The 21,014-nt window shown below is 53.8% G+C and carries 14 protein-coding genes, 14 tRNA genes and 2 rRNA genes; 4 read left to right on the forward strand and 26 right to left on the reverse strand.

The genetic code is table 11. From position 1 onward, the window contains the following. Window positions 1-246 precede the first annotated feature (246 nt). The 3 genes from BN3772_RS28450 to BN3772_RS28460 all read right to left on the reverse strand — a co-directional run bounded on the left by BN3772_RS28450 (window position 247) and on the right by BN3772_RS28460 (window position 6,371). Window positions 247-5,244 (reverse strand): DUF4132 domain-containing protein, encoded by a 4,998-nt coding sequence (locus BN3772_RS28450; RefSeq protein WP_042203874.1) that lies wholly within the window; start codon window positions 5,242-5,244, stop codon window positions 247-249. A gap of 25 nt (window positions 5,245-5,269) precedes the next feature. Further along, window positions 5,270-5,689 (reverse strand): hypothetical protein, encoded by a 420-nt coding sequence (locus tag BN3772_RS28455; RefSeq protein WP_042203857.1) that lies wholly within the window; start codon window positions 5,687-5,689, stop codon window positions 5,270-5,272. Window positions 5,690-5,786: 97 nt separating this feature from the next. Beyond that, window positions 5,787-6,371 carry a hypothetical protein gene (locus BN3772_RS28460; RefSeq protein ID WP_042203858.1) on the reverse strand — a complete coding sequence of 195 codons (585 nt, stop codon included), beginning with the start codon at window positions 6,369-6,371 and terminating at the stop codon, window positions 5,787-5,789. A gap of 185 nt (window positions 6,372-6,556) precedes the next feature. Here BN3772_RS28460 and BN3772_RS28465 point away from each other — a divergent pair, with 185 nt between their 5' ends. Both BN3772_RS28465 and BN3772_RS28470 read left to right on the forward strand, forming a co-directional pair. Then, entirely contained in the window at window positions 6,557-7,309 is a 753-nt protein-coding gene (locus BN3772_RS28465) for a 3'-5' exonuclease (protein ID WP_042203859.1), read from the forward strand. A 228-nt stretch (window positions 7,310-7,537) separates the two neighbouring features. Continuing rightward, on the forward strand, window positions 7,538-8,302 hold the full coding sequence (locus tag BN3772_RS28470; protein WP_042203860.1) for a MerR family transcriptional regulator: 765 nt from the start codon (window positions 7,538-7,540) through the stop codon (window positions 8,300-8,302). 138 nt (window positions 8,303-8,440) lie between these two features. Here the strand turns inward: BN3772_RS28470 and BN3772_RS28475 are convergent, their stop codons facing one another. From BN3772_RS28475 to rbsK, 6 genes are all read right to left on the reverse strand, one after another. Then, entirely contained in the window at window positions 8,441-9,028 is a 588-nt protein-coding gene (locus BN3772_RS28475) for a PepSY domain-containing protein (protein ID WP_042203861.1), read from the reverse strand. 109 nt (window positions 9,029-9,137) lie between these two features. Next, complete coding sequence (locus BN3772_RS28480) at window positions 9,138-9,776, reverse strand: PepSY domain-containing protein (protein ID WP_052380744.1); 639 nt, start codon at window positions 9,774-9,776, stop codon at window positions 9,138-9,140. Continuing rightward, window positions 9,773-11,137 carry a sensor histidine kinase gene (locus tag BN3772_RS28485; RefSeq protein ID WP_042203863.1) on the reverse strand — a complete coding sequence of 455 codons (1,365 nt, stop codon included), beginning with the start codon at window positions 11,135-11,137 and terminating at the stop codon, window positions 9,773-9,775. The genes BN3772_RS28480 and BN3772_RS28485 overlap by 4 nt, the downstream gene beginning before the upstream one ends. After that, on the reverse strand, window positions 11,134-11,838 hold the full coding sequence (locus tag BN3772_RS28490; protein WP_042203864.1) for a response regulator transcription factor: 705 nt from the start codon (window positions 11,836-11,838) through the stop codon (window positions 11,134-11,136). The genes BN3772_RS28485 and BN3772_RS28490 overlap by 4 nt, the downstream gene beginning before the upstream one ends. Before the next feature lie 360 nt (window positions 11,839-12,198). Continuing rightward, complete coding sequence (gene aroD, locus BN3772_RS28495) at window positions 12,199-12,963, reverse strand: type I 3-dehydroquinate dehydratase (protein WP_042203866.1); 765 nt, start codon at window positions 12,961-12,963, stop codon at window positions 12,199-12,201. Between the two features lie 39 nt (window positions 12,964-13,002). Further along, on the reverse strand, window positions 13,003-13,920 hold the full coding sequence (gene rbsK, locus BN3772_RS28500; RefSeq protein WP_244444864.1) for a ribokinase: 918 nt from the start codon (window positions 13,918-13,920) through the stop codon (window positions 13,003-13,005). Window positions 13,921-14,341: 421 nt separating this feature from the next. Here rbsK and glgP point away from each other — a divergent pair, with 421 nt between their 5' ends. Next, window positions 14,342-15,958, forward strand: coding sequence for an alpha-glucan family phosphorylase (glgP, locus tag BN3772_RS28505; protein ID WP_042203869.1), 1,617 nt, complete (start codon window positions 14,342-14,344; stop codon window positions 15,956-15,958). 544 nt (window positions 15,959-16,502) lie between these two features. Further along, window positions 16,503-17,972 (forward strand): catalase KatA, encoded by a 1,470-nt coding sequence (katA, locus tag BN3772_RS28510; protein WP_042203871.1) that lies wholly within the window; start codon window positions 16,503-16,505, stop codon window positions 17,970-17,972. Window positions 17,973-18,056: 84 nt separating this feature from the next. Here katA and BN3772_RS28515 read toward each other — a convergent pair whose 3' ends face one another. The 17 genes from BN3772_RS28515 to BN3772_RS28595 all read right to left on the reverse strand — a co-directional run. Continuing rightward, a complete protein-coding gene (locus tag BN3772_RS28515; RefSeq protein ID WP_042203872.1) occupies window positions 18,057-19,007 on the reverse strand; it encodes a helix-turn-helix transcriptional regulator in 951 nt (316 codons plus the stop codon). 169 nt (window positions 19,008-19,176) lie between these two features. After that, a tRNA-Gly gene (locus BN3772_RS28520) sits at window positions 19,177-19,247 on the reverse strand. 11 nt (window positions 19,248-19,258) lie between these two features. Continuing rightward, window positions 19,259-19,332 (reverse strand) — tRNA-Pro (locus tag BN3772_RS28525). Between the two features lie 34 nt (window positions 19,333-19,366). Next, window positions 19,367-19,443, reverse strand: a tRNA-Arg gene (locus BN3772_RS28530). A 10-nt stretch (window positions 19,444-19,453) separates the two neighbouring features. After that, window positions 19,454-19,528, reverse strand: a tRNA-Gly gene (locus BN3772_RS28535). Between the two features lie 7 nt (window positions 19,529-19,535). After that, window positions 19,536-19,619, reverse strand: a tRNA-Leu gene (locus BN3772_RS28540). A gap of 16 nt (window positions 19,620-19,635) precedes the next feature. After that, window positions 19,636-19,711, reverse strand: a tRNA-Lys gene (locus BN3772_RS28545). A gap of 15 nt (window positions 19,712-19,726) precedes the next feature. Next, window positions 19,727-19,801, reverse strand: a tRNA-Gln gene (locus tag BN3772_RS28550). Between the two features lie 94 nt (window positions 19,802-19,895). Then, window positions 19,896-19,973: transfer RNA gene (locus tag BN3772_RS28555), tRNA-Asp, on the reverse strand. Window positions 19,974-19,996: 23 nt separating this feature from the next. Continuing rightward, a tRNA-Met gene (locus tag BN3772_RS28560) sits at window positions 19,997-20,070 on the reverse strand. A gap of 85 nt (window positions 20,071-20,155) precedes the next feature. Next, window positions 20,156-20,231 (reverse strand) — tRNA-Val (locus tag BN3772_RS28565). A gap of 6 nt (window positions 20,232-20,237) precedes the next feature. Further along, window positions 20,238-20,309 (reverse strand) — tRNA-Glu (locus BN3772_RS28570). 50 nt (window positions 20,310-20,359) lie between these two features. After that, window positions 20,360-20,449, reverse strand: a tRNA-Ser gene (locus tag BN3772_RS28575). 3 nt (window positions 20,450-20,452) lie between these two features. After that, a tRNA-Asn gene (locus tag BN3772_RS28580) sits at window positions 20,453-20,528 on the reverse strand. 3 nt (window positions 20,529-20,531) lie between these two features. Beyond that, window positions 20,532-20,608, reverse strand: a tRNA-Ile gene (locus BN3772_RS28585). Between the two features lie 60 nt (window positions 20,609-20,668). Then, window positions 20,669-20,785, reverse strand: a 5S ribosomal RNA gene (rrf, locus tag BN3772_RS28590). Window positions 20,786-20,931: 146 nt separating this feature from the next. Continuing rightward, window positions 20,932-21,014: ribosomal RNA gene (locus BN3772_RS28595) — 23S ribosomal RNA — on the reverse strand; the annotation flags it as partial.

Genomic DNA, 21,014 nt, shown 5'->3' on the forward strand with positions numbered 1-21,014 from the left:
CATTCGCCCATTGTGCCCACCATCGGCAGAATCAGAGGCACGTTTAATTTACTCTTTCCACTCCTCTACCCTGCTGCCGCGCGCCCTTTCCTCCATTCCCAATTTTACCCACGCTGAAACCCAAAAAAATGACTCCCGGCCATCCGGGAGTCATTCCAAATCCAATCTTCTAACTCTAACTTTAATCCTATCCTCATAATCCTAATCTCTAAACCTAATCCCTAAATCAACTCTCCCAGCCGCACACTAGCCCCGCAGCTGCGACAGAATCGACGGGTCCTTGATCTTCGTATCCTCCGCCAGCAGCACTATCTTGGACAGAATCTCCGCAGTCCGCGGGTCCTCGTCCAGGAACGGCAGGAACAGCCGGCCGCGGTGCTGGGAATGCACCGGAATAATATGCAGCGCCCCGCTAGCCTGCTTATAGACCTGGCCGCTGCCCAGATGCACGGCATATTCGCCCAGCTTGCCGTCAATCCGCGCGTAATTCCCGTCAAGGCGCACGTTCCCGATCTTCAGGAGACGCAGTGATTCATTGACAATCACCCGGCGCATTTCAATGGTCGTCAGGCTGGCCTCAGGATCTACTCCGCCGACATGGGCAACGCTGACCACCAGATCCACATCGCGCATCACCTCGGAGAATATCAGCGGCGGCACCTGCGCCAGCGGAACATTCTTATACGTCTTACGGTCAAAGAATTCCACGCTTTCCAGCGCCGGCGCTTCCGTATCCGCCGGTGAGAACCAGTCCGCCATCGCGTACAGCCGCACAATCAGATTAGCGCCGTAGTAGACCTTTTGCAGCCCTTCTTCGTAGCTGACCGTCCACTGCCGCTCGCGGAGCAGCGCCACGGTCTTGCGCGGCTGCACCTGGTGTCCGGCATATCGTCCGGACACGGTCGCGCTGGCCAGCTCATCCGCGTTCGGCAGGTACAGCTCGCGGAACACCTGCTTGAACGGCTGTCTGATCTGCCGGTCGAACAGATCCTTCTGGTACTCGCTCCACTGCCCGCTTGTGTACAGATCCAGCGGATGCGCGATGTACAGCTCCGCCTCTGGAGCAATCACCGCTTCCTCGCCTGAAGGAGCGGCAAGCGTGCCGGCCTCCGGCTTGAAGTAGCCTAGCGCCGTTCCGCTGCGCAGGACAAGGGTCCGCAGCAGCGGTGCCAGCACCGGATTACGGCTGAGCGAGCGGATCTCCTGCAGCGTGAAGCTGCTGCCGGCTTCCATCGACCGCTCCAGCTCTAACCGGGCGCGCCGGTACTGGCCGGTGAGCTCACTGCGCGTTTCCTTAAGCGCTTCTACATACTCATGCTTTTTGAAGCGGGTTGGCACAGACTTCAGCTGCTTGCCTTTACTGATGACTTCCAGCTCGCTCTGCCCCTGATCGTCAATAACCAGCCGGACAGAGGTATCCTCATCCAGCATATGCGGCTCGAAATAGGACCCCAGCTCATCCAGCTTACGGGCTTCAATATCCCACATCAGCCGGGTAACATCGGCATATCCGGCCGTGCGGGCCAGATTGCCTAGGGCAATCCGGGCAGCCAGCCCTTCGCTGGCCCGGCGCTGTGCGCCGAAGGTTTTGCTCTCGGCCAGGAAGCGCTGGATCAGCTCATACCGTTCGCGGACATCCTGTTCCCGGTCTTTGCCCAGCGGAATCAGGCTGTAGCTCAGCAGGTGATCCTTGTTCCGCTTCTCAACAACTGACGTCTTCATAGCCGCAAGCTCAAGCTTGCCTAGCGCTGCGTCGGCGAACAGCTGGGACCGGCGGTGATTGGAGCCGGCTGAGATATATTTGGCACAGTCGTAGAGCAGTGCGAAACGCTTCTCTCCCAGTGTGTTATAAGCCGACAGGAACCAGTTGCCGTCGAATGCCCCGTCATTGAAATCCTGCGGCGTGATAGGTGAATAGTGGGCGACCACTGTTTCTTTTTCAGCCGAGAAGCTCTCATTGATATGAGCATGGAAGTACCAGGCGGCACTGCGCAGCCCTTCCCAGCCAAGATGCTCCGCTACAAGCTCAAGCCACTGCGGAGCATACATTGCCGCTTCCAGCAGCCTTTTTTCCGAAATGCCGCTCTCTTTCAGCATCTTACCCAGCATTGCCGTATCTTCGCCTTCACGCGGATGGCAGTTTTTCAGTAAATGGCTGAACGTTTCCTTCTTGGTGATACTCCGCCCGTAGCCGTAAATATAACCGCGCACAAAGGTCTCCTTATCGAGCCCGGTCAGAATGCGGATCAAATACTCCATACCGCTGATCCGCTGCAGCCCCATCACGAGCGGAGTAACTTCTGTCGGCAGATCACCGCGGGCCAGCTCAATCTCCATCAGGCGGTCAATGAGCCGGCTGCGAAGCGCAGGGATCTTTACACTGTCCTCGATCCAGGCCAGATTCCGGAGAGAGGACGTCAGATTCTGCATATGCTGCTTACTGCCCTCGCTGGCAAGAAGCTCCTTGAAGAGCTCATTCTCGCTGATCCAGTCCGCTTCAAATGCCCGCAAATAATCATCAAGCGACAATTTGACATTCCACCAGTTCTGCGCAGGAGGCGTCATTTTGTCAAACGTATACAGGGTGCGGAACATTGTCTTATAATCCTCCTGATCCGCCACTCTGCCCCTGATCATCAGCAGCCAAGGCTCGGCCAGCACATTCAGCATTGGCGCCTCAGCCGCCATCTTCTCCTCCGGCATCGCTGCCAGCAGCGCATTCAGCGCCCGGTTTACAATCCGGAAGCCTTCTTTCTTGGCACTGTCAGCAAAAAATGCGCGGATGAGCGTGTCCGCATGCTGGCCGTATTTCAGCTTCTCCAGCAGCCTGTCCACTTCACTGATCCGCTGCAGCGGATAGACGGAGGCGGCAAATTCACCTCTCCAGCCTTCCAGCAGCTTGCGCTTCCTTAACTCGTTAAAATCCATGTCGCTGCTGTAAAACCCGTGATACTCATTCAGCGTCTTATTCAGATCCTCCAGTTGCAGATAGAAGTGGAGCTCAAGCAGACGTGCAGCATCCCAGCCCTGCTCCTGTAAATAAGCAGACCAGACCTCATGCAGCGGATACTGCTCCAGCTGAGAGGTGTTCTCCTCCTGCTCCTTCTCCCACAGGCTGTTCCATTTCAGCGGCTTCAGTATGGTCCCGAGCAGCAGTGTTTCTTTCCGGTCCGAATAATCCTCATGCTCATATTCCGTGTCTCTATGCTCATGAATCAGCTGATCCAGTCCCTGCAGAAACCCTTCGATGTCCTCCAGGCTGCTGCCAAACACCTCATCCCACTTAAAATCGCCCGGCTTGGGCCCTTCCGTCAGCCAGTCGTCTGTTTCAGCCGGATTAAACAAGCCGAATCCGCTGGCTGCCGTGTATTCGTTCCGGCGCTCCAGCTTGGCAAGCAGCTCCCGCTCCTTGGCTGAGGGGCTGTCCATGGCTTCAATCAGCGGCTTCACCTGCCCGGTAATGGCGCTGCGCTGCTCATCCTCGAACAGCACGGTAGCCATCTCCAGCCCGGCCAGACGCTGCAGGCTGTTCTTCTCCTGCAGCAGCCGGGTAACGGATTCCTGCAGTGAGGAATCCGGCTGGCTGAGCAGCAGCAGCGTAACGCTCTGGCGCAGCGAGCCGGTCTTCAGCTTCAGCAGCGCTTCGGCCTGCAGCAGCTCCTGCGGAGTGAGCGTTAGTTCCATCGCCTCGTTCAGCGCCAGCTCCCGGTTCTTCATGCTTTTGTCGGAGAGGCTCGCGAACAGGAACTCCCGCTGTACCGGGCTTAACGGATATTCGAGGAAGCAGGATATCAGCTCGCCGCGCAAATCGCTGCTAAGCTGATCCTTAAGCTCAATCAGCCCGTCAATCCACTCACTGTCCATATCATAGGCAATCAAATACAGCATTTTGCGGACAGGAAGGTCAGAGGTATAGTTCACATGGATGAAATCCAGCACCTTGGACGGCCCCGCTGCTTCGCGGCGGGACGGATTCAGAAGCAGCGACTTAAGCAGAGCAAAATCCCGCCTGCGCTCCTCCTTGTCCTCCAGCTGCGGACTGCGGATCAGGCTGATTTTGGGTTCATCCTTTTGCGGTCTCCACAGACGGTTATAGCCGTAGCAGTAATTCAGCAGAACCCAATACTGCAGCTCATGATCCTGCTCATGCAGATGTTCCCTTGCCAGCCGCAGCCGCAGCTCCGTCTCCTGGCTGTTCGCCAGCAGGTACTGGGCGATAATCTTCTGGTATACCTGGCCGGTTGCCATCAGTACACTGATTTTATCGTACAGCCCCGCTTCCTCATGCACTGCCGTTGCCCACAAGCTGATGTACACACGGTTCGCGTTAGCATCTGAGAGCCACTGCTCCCGCAGCCCGGCATCCTGCAGCGCCTGATAAGCATCTTCAATCAATGCTTTGGCTACACGCTGATTCTGCGCTTCAAGCCCCATGCCTGTCCAGACGCCAAGCGCCCGTACAACAGAGCTGTAGCGGATAAAATCATTATCAATAATGATCTTCAGCATGTACAGATTGTTCTCAAGCGTTCCCTCATCCATCCGTTCCACCAGAGACTGGCGCAGGCCCTCCTGCAGACGGGCGGCAATCAGCAGCTCACCCATCATAGCCACAGCCTCCTGCCGGCGGCTCATAAATACGCCCTTGATCATTTCGTGGCTCAGCAGAGCCCCCTGATTATCCCCGTATACGATGTCCCGGATTCTCTCCAGCATATCGCCATCCGTGCGGTCCAGCTCATAGGCGATGACATCACTCAGCACAAGATTAATCCGGTGCCGCCGGCTGTAATCTGAGCCGTTCTCCAGACTTTCGGCATTCTGCATATAAGAGCTGAGCGGCAGCCCCTCCCGGTCCATCAGAATGAGCGAGCTCATTTTGCTGAGAACCGTAAGGATATGAAGCTCCGGATTAGCCGACCGGAACGGTCTGCGGGCATACCCCCTGCTGTAAGGATACTCCGTACAATGCTCTACAACATATTGCATAACAGCTGCCGTATATGGACTGAACAATTTTCGGACCACTCTAACCAGCGGCTCAAACAAAGACTGCTGTGTGTCACCGGCAAGCTTTCTGAGCACATTTATGCATTCCCGGCACTCCTCTTCTTCTCCGCCTATGTACTGTATTCTGCTGACACTGATAATGAGCGAAGCCAGCCCGGACACCTCAGCATCCAATTTCTGCGCCTTTCCCTGCATCTCTGCATACCACTGCTTCTCCCGTTCTTCCGCATTCAACAATTCCATGATTCCGCCTCCTCTTTTACCATAGACTTCCTGCCAGCATCGTAAACCGGATGAATACAAGCTCATCCCCCTCATTCAGAGCCAAAGGCTCCTGCAGCCGCTCACAGGCTTCCTCACGCAAAAACACCTTATACAGCCCGTCCTCAAATGCCAGCAGCGCAGCCTCCACCGCAGTCCCCAGCTCAGGCAGCTTGTCGTTATAGACTGTTCCGAAGCCGATTTTTCCGCTGACCCGCTGGTTGTTGATGGCATCCCCCGTCAAAAATGGGATCAGCTCGCCCCGCCCCTGCTTCTCACTAAGCTCTTGCACCTGTAGAGCTACTATTGCCGTAATCAGCTCCTCCAGGCTGCCCGGGGTCTGCTGAAGAACCAATTCGCGGCGTCCAAGCACCGGCTTGCGTTTTCCTACGCTTTTTACAGTGACATACAGCAGCATATGTATCCCTCCCCCTATTTGTAAGCAGCCGCTCCGCTACACAGAGCCTCCACATTCATTACCCAAATTGCACCAGCTCTACCCTGCACAATTCTGCTCATACAAGGAAGCAGCGCTCTATCCGCTCAAAGTTGTCCTGCACAGACGTCCTTCCGTCCACTTCCATGAGAGGCAGCTTTAAGCGAAGGGCATCCTGCTTCATCCAATTACGGAACGCTTGTTCCGGTTTATCCGTCCTTTGCAGAATACCCTGAATCCACGTCCGCTTGCTATAGTGCTCCAGTTGGAATTGTTCAGCCGGTATGATCCATATGGCCCGGTCTGCCTGTCTCAGCAACGGCGCAACCATAGCAGGCAGCAGCTGATTCCCCTCCACAACAACGGGAGCCTCCCCCATGCAGGCCAGATCATCCAGCACAAAGGAAAAGTCCTCCTGAAAGCAGGCGGTATACGTATCCAGCTGCTCCTTCACATCCCTCGTCAAAAATACCTCGTTCATCGTAAGTTTGCTGATTCTGCTCATGGCCGGCTGCTGCTCCGCCGTAGCCCTCAGCAAATGCTCATCAAAGCGCCCGTCACAGGTGTATAGCTGTAATCCGTGCTTTTCCGCGTACATCCCTGCAAGTGTACTTTTGCCCGCACAAGCCGAGCCGCCGATCCAGTATATAGAGCTTGGAAGCACTTCTCTATCCCCTTTCTGCCGCAATGTCCTGTTGTACATTTTCTATTGTCCGGCTGTCCGTACCTGCTGCGCGGCTGAAGTTCCAAGCCTTTCTCCCTTTTATCTGCATTTTTTGTTAAAATAGAAAGGTCGGCGCAATCTTCTTCTTACCAGCGCCAGTCACTATTCAAACGGAGGCATCACCTGTGGATTATATTATTCTGGACATCGAATTCAACGGCCGCAAATTTGCCAGCGAGCATCCTATGGAAGTCATTGAGATCGGTGCCGTCCGGTTAGACGCATCACTGCAATTTAAGGATGAGTTCACCGCCTTAATCAAACCTATATATTTCTCTACCCTCAATTCGTTCATTAAGAAAAAAACCGGCATCCCGCAAGAGGACATCGACGTTGCCGCCCGGTTCCCCAAAGTCATTACCGCCTTCCGGAGCTGGCTTGATCAAAGCCCTGACGGCGTGCTGCTGCTGACCTGGGGAGGCGAGGATATGAAGCGGATTATCCAGGACGTGCGCATGCACAAGATGGACGAGTCCTACTGGATGGAGGCTACTTACTTCGACCTGCTGAAAGGGCTGCTGCGCGCCCGCGGTCTTACCAATGACATTAGCGTCGAAGGCGCGATGGCGCTGCTCGGACTTGAGCCTTCCGGCTCCGCCCACCGGGCGCTTGACGATGCACGGATGACGTCGGAAATTTTCCGCGCTGTATTTGAGGAGCTCGACTTCTCACGCTCCCAGCATTTTGTGGACACCTTCTCCAACGCCAGAGAACGCAAAACCGTCAAAATCGCCATCAAAGCGATGACCTCCCAAAAAATCGTCCCCACCTGGGAGCTCGTCGCCGAGCATTATTTCCAGAGTGAAGGGGCCTTGGCTGATCCGCGTAAGGTGGCGGAGCTGCAGGCTTATTTTGCAGCACAGCTCGGTAAGAAATAAGGATCTGAGGTACCGCTGGAGTGCAGCAGGAATAACGGCTGTCAGCAGCTGCGGCAATCTCCCACAGGCTACCCTGAGGAAGATTGCCGTTTTTGTGTGTTATAGCAGATTCAATAGATTTAGCATTTGACATTGCCGTTACGTCAAGGTGTACAGTTGGTTTTGTAAGCACTGGCTTACAGGCGGAAATGCACAGACATCCGGCAAATGAACAGGGAGGCGGCCTACATGGAATATACCGTGCAGAAGCTGGGGACAATGGCGGGAATCAGCACACGGACGCTGCGTTATTACGATGAGCTTGGTCTTCTGAGGCCGGCGAGAATCAACTCTTCAGGATACCGCATTTACGGTCAGGCTGAGGTTAATCTGCTGCAGCAGATTTTATTCTACCGCGAGCTTGGCCTTACACTGGAGGCGATCCGGGATATCGTGACCTCACCTTCCTTTGACGGCAGCAGGGCGCTGCGGGAACATCATGAGCAGCTGCTTCAGCGCCGGCAGCAGCTGGATGTCCTGATTGCAAACGTCGAGCAGACACTCGCTGAGACCGAAGGGAGAACAACCATGAGCAATGATGCGAAATTTGAGGGCTTTAAGCAGAAGCTGATCCAGGATAACGAACAGAAATACGGACAGGAGATCCGTGAGAAGTACGGCGAGGAGGCTGTGGAGAAGTCGAACCGTATGGTCAAAAATATGACTGAAGAGCAGTATGCAGCCCTCCAGCAGCTGGAAGCAGACATGTTCGCCGCACTTGAGCAGGCAATGGAGGAGGGCGATTCTGCAAGTGAGCTGGCGCAAAAGGCTGCCGGTCTGCACCGTCAATGGCTCTCCTTCTACTGGGATACCTACACCAAGGAAGCACACGCCGGAGTTGCCCAAATGTATGTGGATGATGAGCGGTTCACCGCGTATTACGACAAGCGCCGCCCGGGGCTGGCTGAATTCCTGCGGGATGCCGTGCATGTTTATACGGGAGTGAAGCAATAAGCTGTATCCGTGCGGCTTCCGCCGAATGGAGCAGGGGATAGTGAAAGAGGCAGCCGGTTCCGGCTGCCTCTTTTTTTTATAACCCGTGTCCTGCGGATTTCATAGCTGTTCCGCTTGTTCCTTGCTTAACCGGGAAGCTCAATCATCATCGTCATCAGTATCTACATCCGTGTACAGTACCTTGCCTGTGTAGGCATCAACTCCGACCTCGGTCTTCACCCGGCCGTTTCTGATTTCCACCTCATAGACAGCTGTTCCGTTATCGCGGTCAAGGTCTACATCCGTTACTTTGCCCTTCACTGCAGCCAAGGCCGCTTCAGAAGCCTTGGCTGCAGTAATGAGCTGTGTGCCGGAGGCTGATGCTGCGGCATCTGACAAGTAGTTATCGTCATCGTAGTCATCATCGTTGTCCGTATCCTGACGCACACTCAACACCTTGCCGGTATAAGCATCGACCCGGACATCAACCTCCTTGTTTTTCTGCCGGATCTCGATGTCGTAATAAGTACCGCTTAATTTCTTTTCCAGATCGATGCTCTCCACCTGACCCGGTGCCGCTTTGAGGGCAATCGCTTCGGCTTTGGCTATACCGATCAGCGTCTTGCTCTGGCTCTGCTGCACCGCCGGTGCTGCCGCTGCCGTTCCGCTCCGGATTTCATTGATGCCGTAAGTCCCCCCGAGAATAATGGCTGCTGCTGCTACACTGCTGAGTAACTGTTTTTTCATCTTTGCCGCCTCCTATGTTTTATCTGGCCTGCTCATGTATTTAATATAAGCCATCAATATGAGAGAACAGCGGCAGCAAGATTAGAATTTGATGAGAAATCATTCCTTATCATCTATTATCATCATCATCCGGCTCTTCCCAGGTTACAGAGCGGATAGCCCCGGAAATCGCATCAACCTGGACCACCGCTTCACGGCCGTCAGAGGTATTAATCTCCACCAGATAAAATGCCCCGGCTTCACTGATCCCGGTATCCACATCATCTGCCTCTCCCGGTACTTCCTGCAGTGCCAGCTTTACAGCCTCGGCTTCAGACACCACACGCTGCGGCGGCGATGGTGACGGTACAGCCGGGGACGCTGAAGCAGCTCCTGCCGATGGGGCTGCGGAGACCACGGGAGCTCCTGAAGCTGCGGGAGTAGGCTGGACCTCCGGTGTAGGTACAGGCGTAGGAGCAGCCTGCAGCTGCACTATGGAGATGATCCCGCCGGTAGCACCATCCAGCTTAATCTCGTACAGTCCCTGGGCAGTCTGCAGCTCAGCCAAATAGTTACCGGACTGCTGGCTCAGGTACTCTATCTTTCCAGGGTACTCCTGCAGCAATGCCTGCTCTACCGCTTCCTTGCTGAGCAGCGTGCCGGTTTCCTTCCGGAAAAACCATAGGCAGGCTATTGCCAGCAGGAGGACGGCAGCGGCAACGAGCATTGCCTTATATTTAAAGCTTCGGTTCGTTTGGTTTCTGCTCATGATCTCGCCCTGCTCTCAGCGGAAATCCGGATCGTTACCGAGGTTCCGAGGCCCGGAGCACTGTCTACAGACAGCTCTGCCCCGATTGCCCCGGCAATCTCTGCGGCCAGCGCCAGTCCCAGGCCTGCGCCTCCGCCCTGGCGGCTTCTTGCCGCATCTACTCTGTAGAACCGGTCAAATATTCTTGGCAGCTCCTCCGGCGGAATTCCGATTCCCCGGTCCTTAATGACGATAATGCTCGCCCTGCCGGCGGCCTCGAGGTTGACAGTGATGCCCTCGTCGCTGTATTTGCGGGCATTATCCAGAAATATAAACAGCAGCTGCCGCAGCTTGGCTTCATCGGTGTATCCCCGGACTGTCCCCTGCGAGCGGACAAGCACATCCCTTCCATAAGCATCGTGAAACACCTTTGCCGACGTCCGGGCCAGCTCACCCAGATCCAAAAGCTTCATAGACAGCACCCACTGCTCCTGATGCTTTGCCAGCAGGAGCAGCTGCTCCGTCAGCTCCTTCATCCGGACGGCTTCGGAATGGATAGCTTCCACCGATTCATTGAACAGCTCCGGATGCTCCAGTCCTCTGCGCTTCAGCAGGCTGGCATAGCTTTCAATGACCGTAAGCGGTGTGCGCAGCTCATGCGAGGCGTCTGACACGAACTTTTCCTGCTTCAGATAATTGCTCTCAAGCAGCGCTATCATTCCGTTGAAGGTATGCCCCATCTCGACCAGCTCATCCTTAGTCTTGTCCTGTAGCGTCAGCCTGCGGAACTTCCCGCTGTCCTTGATCTCCCGCATGGTGGCTGTCATCTGGACAATCGGCCGCATAATCAGGCCGGACAGCAGCCTGCTCGACAGCAGCAGCGGAATCAGTGCAACAGCCGTAGCACCGGCCAGCACAATCCGCAGCACCCTGAGTGTACTCATCGTACTTTCCAGACTTTTGGTCATCTGCACGTTCATCACTGTTCCGTCGGTCCAGATAACCGGTACCGACACAGAGGCGTAGGAACGTCCCGCTGCGCTAAGCAGGCCCGCCTGCCTCTCCGCATGATATTCCGGCTTAAGCCGGCTGAGCTCCTGCTCCGAGACCGAGGTTACGGGAGCAGGCCCGCTTCCCCCCTCGGCCAGCAGGCGCAGCATCCCCTCAACCGGGACATATGCCCGCAGAAGCTCAGCCGGGGCAACCCCGCCGGCAGCTCTGCGCATATCAGCGGCGATTTTGGCGGTCTCAGCTGCGGCCTGATCCAGCTCATTCTCTGTCAGCATCCGGCTGAATACCGTATAAATGAACAAATTCATGATCACGAGAAGCACTGCGAACAGTACACTGGAGTACAGATAGATCTTGCTGCGCAGCTTCATGGAGTATCCTTGAGCACATAGCCGATGCCCCTTACCGTATGGATAAGCTCGCTCTCATTCTCCAGCGCAATCTTTTTACGGACATAGCGGATATAGACATCCACCACATTGGTGTCACCGTAATAATCATAGCCCCAGACGGCGGACATGATCTGCTCCCTGTTCAGCACCTGTCGCTTGTTCTTGAGCAGGTAGACCAGCAGGTCGAATTCTCTTGGGGTCAGCTCAACGCTCCGGCCGGCGCGGATAACCTCGCGGGTGGTCTCGTTAAGCTCCAGATCCTCTGCCCGCAGCCAGGAGTCTGTGTTCGTTTCCGCTTCCGCAGATCTGCGGCTTGATGCCAGCCTGAGTGCAGCGCGCACACGGGCCAGCAGCTCTTCAATCTGAAACGGCTTGGTAATATAATCATTTGCGCCCAAATCAAGTCCGGATACCTTATCCTCGACTGAGCTTTTGGCGGTCAGCAGCAATACAGGAGTGTACGCATCACTCACCCGGATGCGCCGCAGCAGCTCAATTCCGCTGAAGCCGGGCAGCATGACATCAAGCAGCAGCAGATCCGGCTGCTGCTCCTGATATATTTCAAGTCCCTGGTGGCCGCTGCCGGCGATGGATACGCGGTACCCCTCGCATTCCAGCTCAATCTGCAGCAGGCGGGCGATTTTTTCCTCATCCTCAACAATCAGAATGGATTCCGTCATGGGCATCCTTCCTTTCCGTATACGCAATCAGTATATGCGTATATTCGACATCCATCTGCCTACATTGTAGGGCATGTGCAGGTATAGTTACAAACTGCCGAGAAGATCCTTTCACCAGACTCACCGCTTCAGCCAGAACTGCGGGGCTTTAACTGTAATTCCTCCTGTTTTATCAGCAACTCTTAATTAGCCCTGTTACCTGGTGCCCTCCACAATTGCTTGTCCCAGCCTACTCCACACTCCACCATTGTTCCCAAGCCACGGCTCCAATTCCTGGTCAGCGGCACAGTGGCATACATCCAAAAAGGCGCTCCGGCCAATGGCCGGAACGCCTCTTTTTGCAACAGGTAATATCTGCTCCTACAAGCTCTTATGCAGCAGCTCCAGCACCTTGCGCAGCTCTGCAGCTGCAACCTGCCCCGGGGCTGACGGCTTATGCGCAGCACCGAAGGTCAGCGCCGATCCAAAAATCTCTCCGGCCAGCCGGCTGACCACACCTTCCCCGCCCATCGACATCGTAATAATCGGACGGTCCGCGTACAGCTCCTGCATTTTGACAGTTGCCGCCAGCAGAGTCAGCACATCCCCCGCACTGTTCGGCATAACAGCTATCTTTGGCAGATCACCGCCCAGCTCCTGGGCTCTGCGCAGCCGCGAGACAATCTCCTCTTCAGACGGTGTTCCCCCGAAATCATGGTTGGACACAATAACGAACACGCCGCAGGCATGCGCTGCAGCAATCAGTTCCCGGACCTGCGGCTCCCCGCCCGACAGCTCCACATCAATAATATCGGCCCATCCGCTCTCAGCGGCAGCCTTATTAAGCTGAACATAATAGTCTGCGGAAATCTCCTGCTCTCCGCCTTCCCTCGCACTGCGGAACGTAAAGATCAGCGGAATGTCCGGCAAGAGGCTCTGAATCCGCTCCAGTGCAGCCTTAACAGCAGCAAGATCTTCGACTTCTGCAAAATAATCACTCCGCCACTCCACCACATCCGGAGCCAGAGCCTTCAATGCTGCAGCTTCAGCCTCAAGCTCTGCCAGCGTGGTACTGACCAGTGGTACGCATATTTTGGGCATGCCCTCGCCCAGTGTTACATTCTTAACGGTTACTGTACCGCTCATCGATGTTCAGCCCCCATACAACTGTTCTAATCTATCCCCTTACGCTTCTTCCTCAGCTTCCTTGATAAACCGCTCAACCTCAGCCAGCTTCGGCAGCGACGGTATTGCTCCTTGTCTGCCGACTGCCAGCGCCCCCACTGCATTGGCGAACCGGACGGCAGCTGCCAGCGGCTTCCCTGAGGTCAGCTGATAAGCCAGCGCCCCATTGAAAGAATCCCCCGCTGCTACGGTATCCACAGCCTTCACCGGAAATCCGTGAACATGCCCGCTGCCGTCTCCATTTACAATCAGCGCCCCTTTGGAGCCGAGGGTGATAATCACGTTCTGCACCCCTTTTTGCAGCAAAATACGTGCCGCCTGCTCCGCCGACTCCATACCGCTCACTTCAACGCCGGAAAGGATGCCCGCCTCAGTCTCATTCGGAGTGAGGTAGGTGACATGGCTCAGCATTTCATTGCTCAGTTCCCGTGCAGGAGCCGGGTTAAGGATCAGCGGTATCTGATGCTTGCCTGCTATCCGCGCTGCTTCCTCACACATTGCAAGATCCGTTTCCAGTTGCATAACAATCATGTCCGCACCTGCAATGACTGTCTCCAGCGCTTGAATATCCGTTACACCAAGCTCAAGATTCGCGCCCGGCACCACAATGATCCGGTTCTCCCCTTCGCCGTCAACAACGATCGAAGCAACTCCGGTCCCAAGGTTCCCGCTTTGCGTAAGATACTCCGTGTTAATACCCTCTCCGCGCATAATTTCCAGCAGCTCACTGCCGAACCCGTCACGCCCGACGCTGCCGATCATTGTTACCTCTGCACCGAGCCGCGCTGCTGCTACAGCCTGGTTAGCCCCTTTTCCGCCGGGCGACAGGGCAAAATCCTGTCCGAACAGCGTCTCTCCTGCCTCTGGCGCACGCTGCGTGCGCACAACCATATCCATATTTAAGCTGCCGATTACCACTATACTCAAGCTTGTACACCACCATTAGTTATTTTTACAGAACTGCTATTCAAGATCATGCAGCTCGCCACCTCTATCTCTATATCTTATGGCCTTAGGCCGCGTTAATCAAACTATTCTGGCCGCCGCTGCAGCTTACACCGGTTTCCGGCTATTTTCTTCACAGCCTGAATAGTTAAAGCCGTTGAATTTTTTATTAAGCTGCTGTATGAACTCTACCGTTCACCACTTCAGTATCATGGAGCGCTGCATAGATCCTTTCACGAAAACTTCGCTGTGCTTTTTTGGAATAAATGTGCTAGAATAAGTGTGCAATCGCTTCCAGGGAAGTTTTTGCATTTTTGAGCAAACGTTTGCACCTTAGATGTAGCCTGCAGCAGCACCTGATTATAATCCCATTCGTATTTAGGAGGCTTATCAAGTGAACCAGAACAAATTACCGTCTGTCGCTTATTTCAGCATGGAGTATGGCCTGCATTCCGACTTCAAAATGTACGCCGGCGGCCTGGGCATTCTTGCTGGAGATTACATCAAAGGTGCAAAGGACATCGGTGCCCCCATCATCCCGATCGGGCTGAAATGGAAGCAGGGCTATACCGACCAAAAGATTGACGCAAGCGGCAATCCTTATGACTCATACCACAATTATGTCTATGATTTCCTTGAGGATACAGGCGTTAAGGTTACTGTAAAGGTTAGAAAAACCGATGTAGTGTGCAAAGTATGGAAAACCGATAAATTCGGCAACAGCCCGCTCTACCTGCTTGATACGGACATTCCGGAGAACAGTGACGCCTGGATTACCGGCCAGCTGTACGGCTGGTTCGGTGAGGAACGGATTGCCCAGGAGATTGTGCTTGGAATCGGCGGGGTAAAAGCGATGCGTGCGCTGGAGATTCCAATCGACGTCTACCATTTCAATGAAGGCCATGCGGCGCTGGCAGCCGTTGAGCTGATCCGCGAGAAGATGTCCGGCGGCAGCACCTTTGAGGAAGCCTGGAAGGCTACGCGCGAAGAAGTGGTATTCACTACCCATACTCCGATAAAAGAGGGCAATGAAACCCATCCGCTGGACCGTCTTGAGTATATGGGCGCCTTTAACGGCCTGACCCGTGCACAGATGGAGCGGATCGGCGGCGAGCCGTTCAATATGACTGTAGCCGGCCTGCGCCTGTCCCGCATCTCTAACGGTGTGGCTCAGCTGCATGCCGATACAGCGGGCAAAATGTGGAAGGAAGTCGCCGGCAGATCGGAAATTATCGGCATCACCAATGCAATCCATACTCCAACCTGGGTGGATGAGCGGATTACGCGTGCTTATGAGGAAGACGGCGACCTGTGGGAGGCACACAAGGAGATCAAGAATGAGCTGATCGGCTTTATCAAGGAACGTTCCGGCATCGCCCTGAATCCGGGCAACCTGCTGATCGGCTTCTCCCGCCGCGCAGCCCCATACAAACGCAGTGACCTTATTTTCTCCCAGCCGGATATCATTGAGCCTTACCTGAAGGACGGTACAATCCAGATCGTCTTCTCGGGCAAAGCCCATCCGCTGGATGACAACGGTAAAAAAATCGTGAGCAATCTCGTCGCCATGATGAAAAAATATCCGAAAAGCGTCGTTTTCCTGGAAAACTATGATATGACCATCGGCGCACAGCTGACCCGCGGCTCCGACATCTGGCTCAACAACCCGCGCCGTCCGCTGGAAGCCAGCGGTACTTCCGGCATGAAGGCCGCGATGAACGGCGTGCTGAACTGCTCCATCCTCGACGGCTGGTGGCCGGAAGCCTGCATGGACGGGGAGAACGGCTGGCAGATCGGCGAAGGCTTCGAGACTACTGACTTTGCCGTGCTCGACAAGCATGACAGCGATGCTTTGTACGATACCCTGCTGAACCGTGTGCTCCCGACCTTCTATGAGAACCGTGATACCTGGGTGACAATGATGCGTAAGAGCATCGAGACCACCCGCGAGGAATTCGCCACCAAACGGATGCTGGATGAGTATTATAGCAGAATGTACATCAAGGAGTAGCCTGTTCGGCTTTTCCTATGCTCCACAATATCGGAACAAGATTAGGCCTCTGTCTGCTTCTGCAGATAGGGGCTTTTGTAGGAGCAGGGAATGTTAGATTGCTGCTTCTTATGTGCTGCATGGACTACTCCCTCCGCCAGTACTTAGCACTGCTGAGCCTGATCAGCGTGCCACCCCCATTTAAGTAATTCCACCAGCAGCGCTAGTCTGCCTAACTGTATTTTGTACAACTAAAACCAGCGAAAGTTGGTGTTTAATCGATATAACTGTACTTTATGCAGCTACAATGAGCGTGTCTACGGAAACTTGCCTATTCCCGGCATTTTAATTGCACCAAATACAGTTAAAGTTGATCCCCCTCTCTCATGGCCACCTTTTCATAACAACATTTTGCTTATAGCCCGCACCAGCTCCAATCTCAGCCTTTTCCCGCATATTGTTAATTATAATAATTATAAAAAAGGATTGATTTCTCTAAAATTTTTGTTAATATAAAACTTATACTAATTCTAAATTCAAATCCTATACCGAGGTGATTGTATTCATGAGTCAAAGCAATAACAAACTAACTACAAGCTGGGGCGCACCCGTCGGAGACAACCAGAATTCAATGACAGCTGGCTCACGCGGACCCACATTGCTGCAGGATGTTCATCTGCTTGAGAAGCTGGCCCATTTTAACAGAGAGCGTGTTCCAGAACGGGTTGTACATGCTAAGGGTGCCGGCGCTCATGGGTATTTTGAGGTTACACAGGATTTGTCCCAATATACAAAAGCCGCCTTTTTATCTGAAATCGGCAAGCGCACCCCAATGTTCATCCGGTTCTCTACTGTAGCTGGCGAGCTCGGTTCAGCTGATACCGTTCGTGATCCGCGCGGCTTTGCCGTTAAATTTTATACCGAGGAAGGCAATTATGATCTGGTCGGCAACAATACGCCGGTCTTCTTTATCCGCGATGCTATTAAGTTCCCGGACTTTATCCACACGCAGAAGCGCCATCCGCAGACTCATCTGAAGAATCCGAATGCTGTCTGGGATTTCTGGTCCTTATCGCCTGAATCGCTGCACCAGGTTACGATCCTCATGTCCGACCGCGGGATTCCGGCAACCCTCCGTCATATGCACGGGTTCGGAAGCCATACGTTTAAATGGGTTAATGCTGAGGGTAAGGCTGTGTGGGTAAAATATCATTTTAAAACAGAACAGGGCGTCAAGAATCTGGATGTCAAGCTGGCGGCACAGCTGGCGGGTGAGAACCCGGATTATCATACTGAGGACTTGTTCAATGCAATTGACAAAGGAGATTTCCCGGCATGGAGACTGTGTGTGCAGATTATGCCGGAGGAGGATGCGGATACGTACCGGTTCGATCCTTTTGACGTAACCAAAGTCTGGTCACAGAAGGATTACCCGCTGATTGAGGTTGGCCGGATGGTGCTTGACCGTAACCCGGAGAATTATTTTGCCGAGGTTGAGCAGGCTACCTTCTCTCCCGGTTCATTCGTGCCCGGCATAGAAGCTTCGCCTGACAAAATGCTGCAGGGCCGCCTGTTTGCTTACGCCGATGCCCACCGCTACCGGGTCGGAGCCAACCACAACCAGCTGCCAATCAACCGTCCGGTTGCCGAAGTAAACAACAACCAGCGTGACGGTGCGATGAACGCTACCCGCAATGGCGGCGGTTCTGTCTACTACGAGCCAAACAGCTTCGGCGGAGCTAAGGAGTCCCCTCAGGATAAGCCTGCTCCATTCCAGGTAACCGGTCAGGCCGACAGTGTGGCTTATGATCATAACGACCACTACACCCAAGCCGGAGATCTGTACCGCCTGCTTAGTGAAGAGGAGCGTGTACGCCTTGTAGAGAATATCGTAGGTGCCATGGCTCCTGTAGAATACGATGAGATCAAAATCCGCCAGATCGGTCATTTCTTCAAGGCTGATCCTGAGTTTGGGCAGCGTATTGCCGCCGGGCTCGGATTGCCTGCTTGGGCGGAAGCAGCTCAGGCTGACTAATCCTTTTTTATAAAAATCATATATAGTTATACTATCCGGCACAACTCCCTGATTCGGTCTGATTCGGGAAGTTGTGCCTTTATTCTACTGATACATCTTGATCCAACGCTCCAGCTTCTGCTTCATCTCCAGTCTGGCCGACGCCGGTTCCAGAATCTCCGCATCCGGGCCATACTGCAGAACCCATTTCATAAATTCCTTGGCGTTATTGACAGTCACCTCAAACAGCAGGCTGCCGCCCGGCTCATCGCTCATCCGCGGATGAACAAACAGCTCTTCCTCCTTAATGTATCGGGCCACCTCCGGAGAGAAACGGACCTTAAAACGGATATTTTTGCTGCCGCGGTCGATCGACCAGGTATTTTTAAGATAATGCTTAATGTTAAACCCGCTCTTGTCAAACGTGTTGCCGGTAACCTCTACCTGCTGAAACCGGCTGATGCGGAAGGTGCGGATATCCTGCTTAAGATGACAGTAGCCAACCAGATAAAAGCGCTGGTCACGCGGAATCAGATAATAGGGATCAATCTCGCGTTCGGTAGTGGCATTACGTGCCTGAGAGTGGTAGACCGTTCGGATACTCTGCTGCTCCAGAATGGCTCCGATAATCGGCTGCAGGAAATTCCGGCTTTCTTTGCGGTAAGCAGGGGTTCCCATCTGAATAATGTCCGCAATATTCTCCAGCACTCCGTTGGATTTGGACTTTTCTTTCAGGTGGGTTCCCATTACTTTATCATAGGCGGTATGAAAACCCGGAGGGATTTTGTCCTCGTGCAGCATGGAAGGCAGAATCGAGAAGGCCAAGGCCTCTTGTTCAGAAAAATCGAGCGGATACTGAAAAAACTTCCCCAGAAACCGGTATCCTGTCCCCCTGCCCTCATTCGCAACCGGCGCAAAATGGCTGATTACATCCAGATCCCTGTATATCGTCCTGATATTCACATCGCATCGGAACGCAAGATCTGCTGCGGTAATTCCCGGGTTGGACTGGATAGCATTGATAATTTTAAAAATCCGGATTACTTTGTCTGTCATTTCGTTACTCCTTAGCTTCCTGTCATTCGTGAGAAAGATATGTATGCAGCTTCAACTATACCAGAATTATATTCTTGTACGCTGTCATCCAGCACACGTCCGTCCGGGTAAAAAATACGCAAAAAAAAGCAAGAACCGCAGATTACCTGCAGTTCTTGCTCTTGTGTGAAGCGGGTGATGGGAATCGAACCCACGCTATTAGCTTGGAAGGCTAAAGTTCTACCATTGAACTACACCCGCAAAATATGAAATCGGGATGACACGATTTGAACATGCGACCCCCTGGTCCCAAACCAGGTGCTCTACCAAGCTGAGCTACATCCCGTTATACAGTGGTTCATACTGCTTATAAGAATAAATGGCGCGCCCTAAGAGATTCGAACTCCTGACCTTTTGATTCGTAGTCAAACGCTCTATCCAGCTGAGCTAAGGGCGCACAATCTATATGGAGCGGACGACGGGAATCGAACCCGCGACCCTCGCCTTGGCAAGGCGATGCTCTACCGCTGAGCCACGTCCGCATAAACATGGTGCGCGTGAAGGGACTTGAACCCCCACGTCGTGAAACGCCAGATCCTAAGTCTGGTGCGTCTGCCATTCCGCCACACGCGCATACCTTGTAAAACAATGGTGAGCCATGAAGGACTCGAACCTTCGACACCCTGATTAAAAGTCAGGTGCTCTACCAACTGAGCTAATGGCTCTCAAAGAAAGCATAATGGCTGGGGATATAGGATTTGAACCTATGCATGACGGAGTCAAAGTCCGTTGCCTTACCGCTTGGCTAATCCCCAATAATAATAATTAGCAAATGCTACGGAATCGGATGGTACTCTATACTTCGAGATATAGGATGCTCAATTCCTGCTATCTTCATACCATCTAAGATGGCGGAACCGACGGGATTCGAACCCGCGATCTCCTGCGTGACAGGCAGGCATGTTAGGCCAACTACACCACGGTTCCAGGATAAAGATTTTGGTAATGAATTGCGGGGGCAGGATTTGAACCTGCGGCCTTCGGGTTATGAGCCCGACGAGCTACCGGGCTGCTCCACCCCGCGTCAGTAAAAGTATTATCCCTTGGGGTCCCCGGAAAGCACCCGGAATCCGCAGCGAAGCATTAGCTTCACTTTTTGGGGATTTTTATGGTGGAGGCTGAGGGGATCGAACCCCCGACCCTCTGCTTGTAAGGCAGATGCTCTCCCAGCTGAGCTAAGCCTCCATCTTATGACCCGTAGGGGATTCGAACCCCTGTTACCTCCGTGAAAGGGAGGTGTCTTAACCCCTTGACCAACGGGCCATGCTACTATCAAATGCTGTCCTACAACCCATTAAAGGGAGGTAACGCAACGGAGAGAGAGGGATTCGAACCCTCGAGACGCTTGTGGCGCCTACACGATTTCCAATCGTGCTCCTTCGGCCAAACTCGGACACCTCTCCAGATGGCTCCCCGAACAGGACTCGAACCTGTGACAACTCGATTAACAGTCGAGTGCTCTACCAACTGAGCTATCAGGGAAAATGGTGGGCCTTAGTGGACTCGAACCACTGACCTCACCCTTATCAGAGGTGCGCTCTAACCAGCTGAGCTAAAGGCCCTATCTACACCTATTTAACTAATAAGGGCAAAAAAAATACCACAAAGTGTGTGGGTTGTCCGCTTGGCGGCGTCCTACTCTCCCAGGACCCTTCGGTCCAAGTACCATTGGCGCTGGAGGACTTAACGGTCGTGTTCGGGATGGGTACGCGTGGAACCCCTCCGCCATCGCCACCAAACGGGCATTTACAGCGTAAATGCTTCAGGAACTTGATTCCTGAAAACTGAATCCGAAACGAAGATGCGTTTGCCCTTGTTATGGGGCCCCCGGAAAGTATTCGGAATCGGCTTCGTCAGCCTCTTCTTCACTTTTTGGGGTAGTTTATTGGATAAGCCCTCGACCGATTAGTATTGGTCAGCTCCATGCATTGCTGCACTTCCACCTCCAACCTATCTACCTCGTCGTCT

The sequence above is a fragment of the Paenibacillus camerounensis genome (assembly GCF_000723885.1).
GTDB classification, from domain to species: domain Bacteria; phylum Bacillota; class Bacilli; order Paenibacillales; family Paenibacillaceae; genus Paenibacillus_AQ; species Paenibacillus_AQ camerounensis.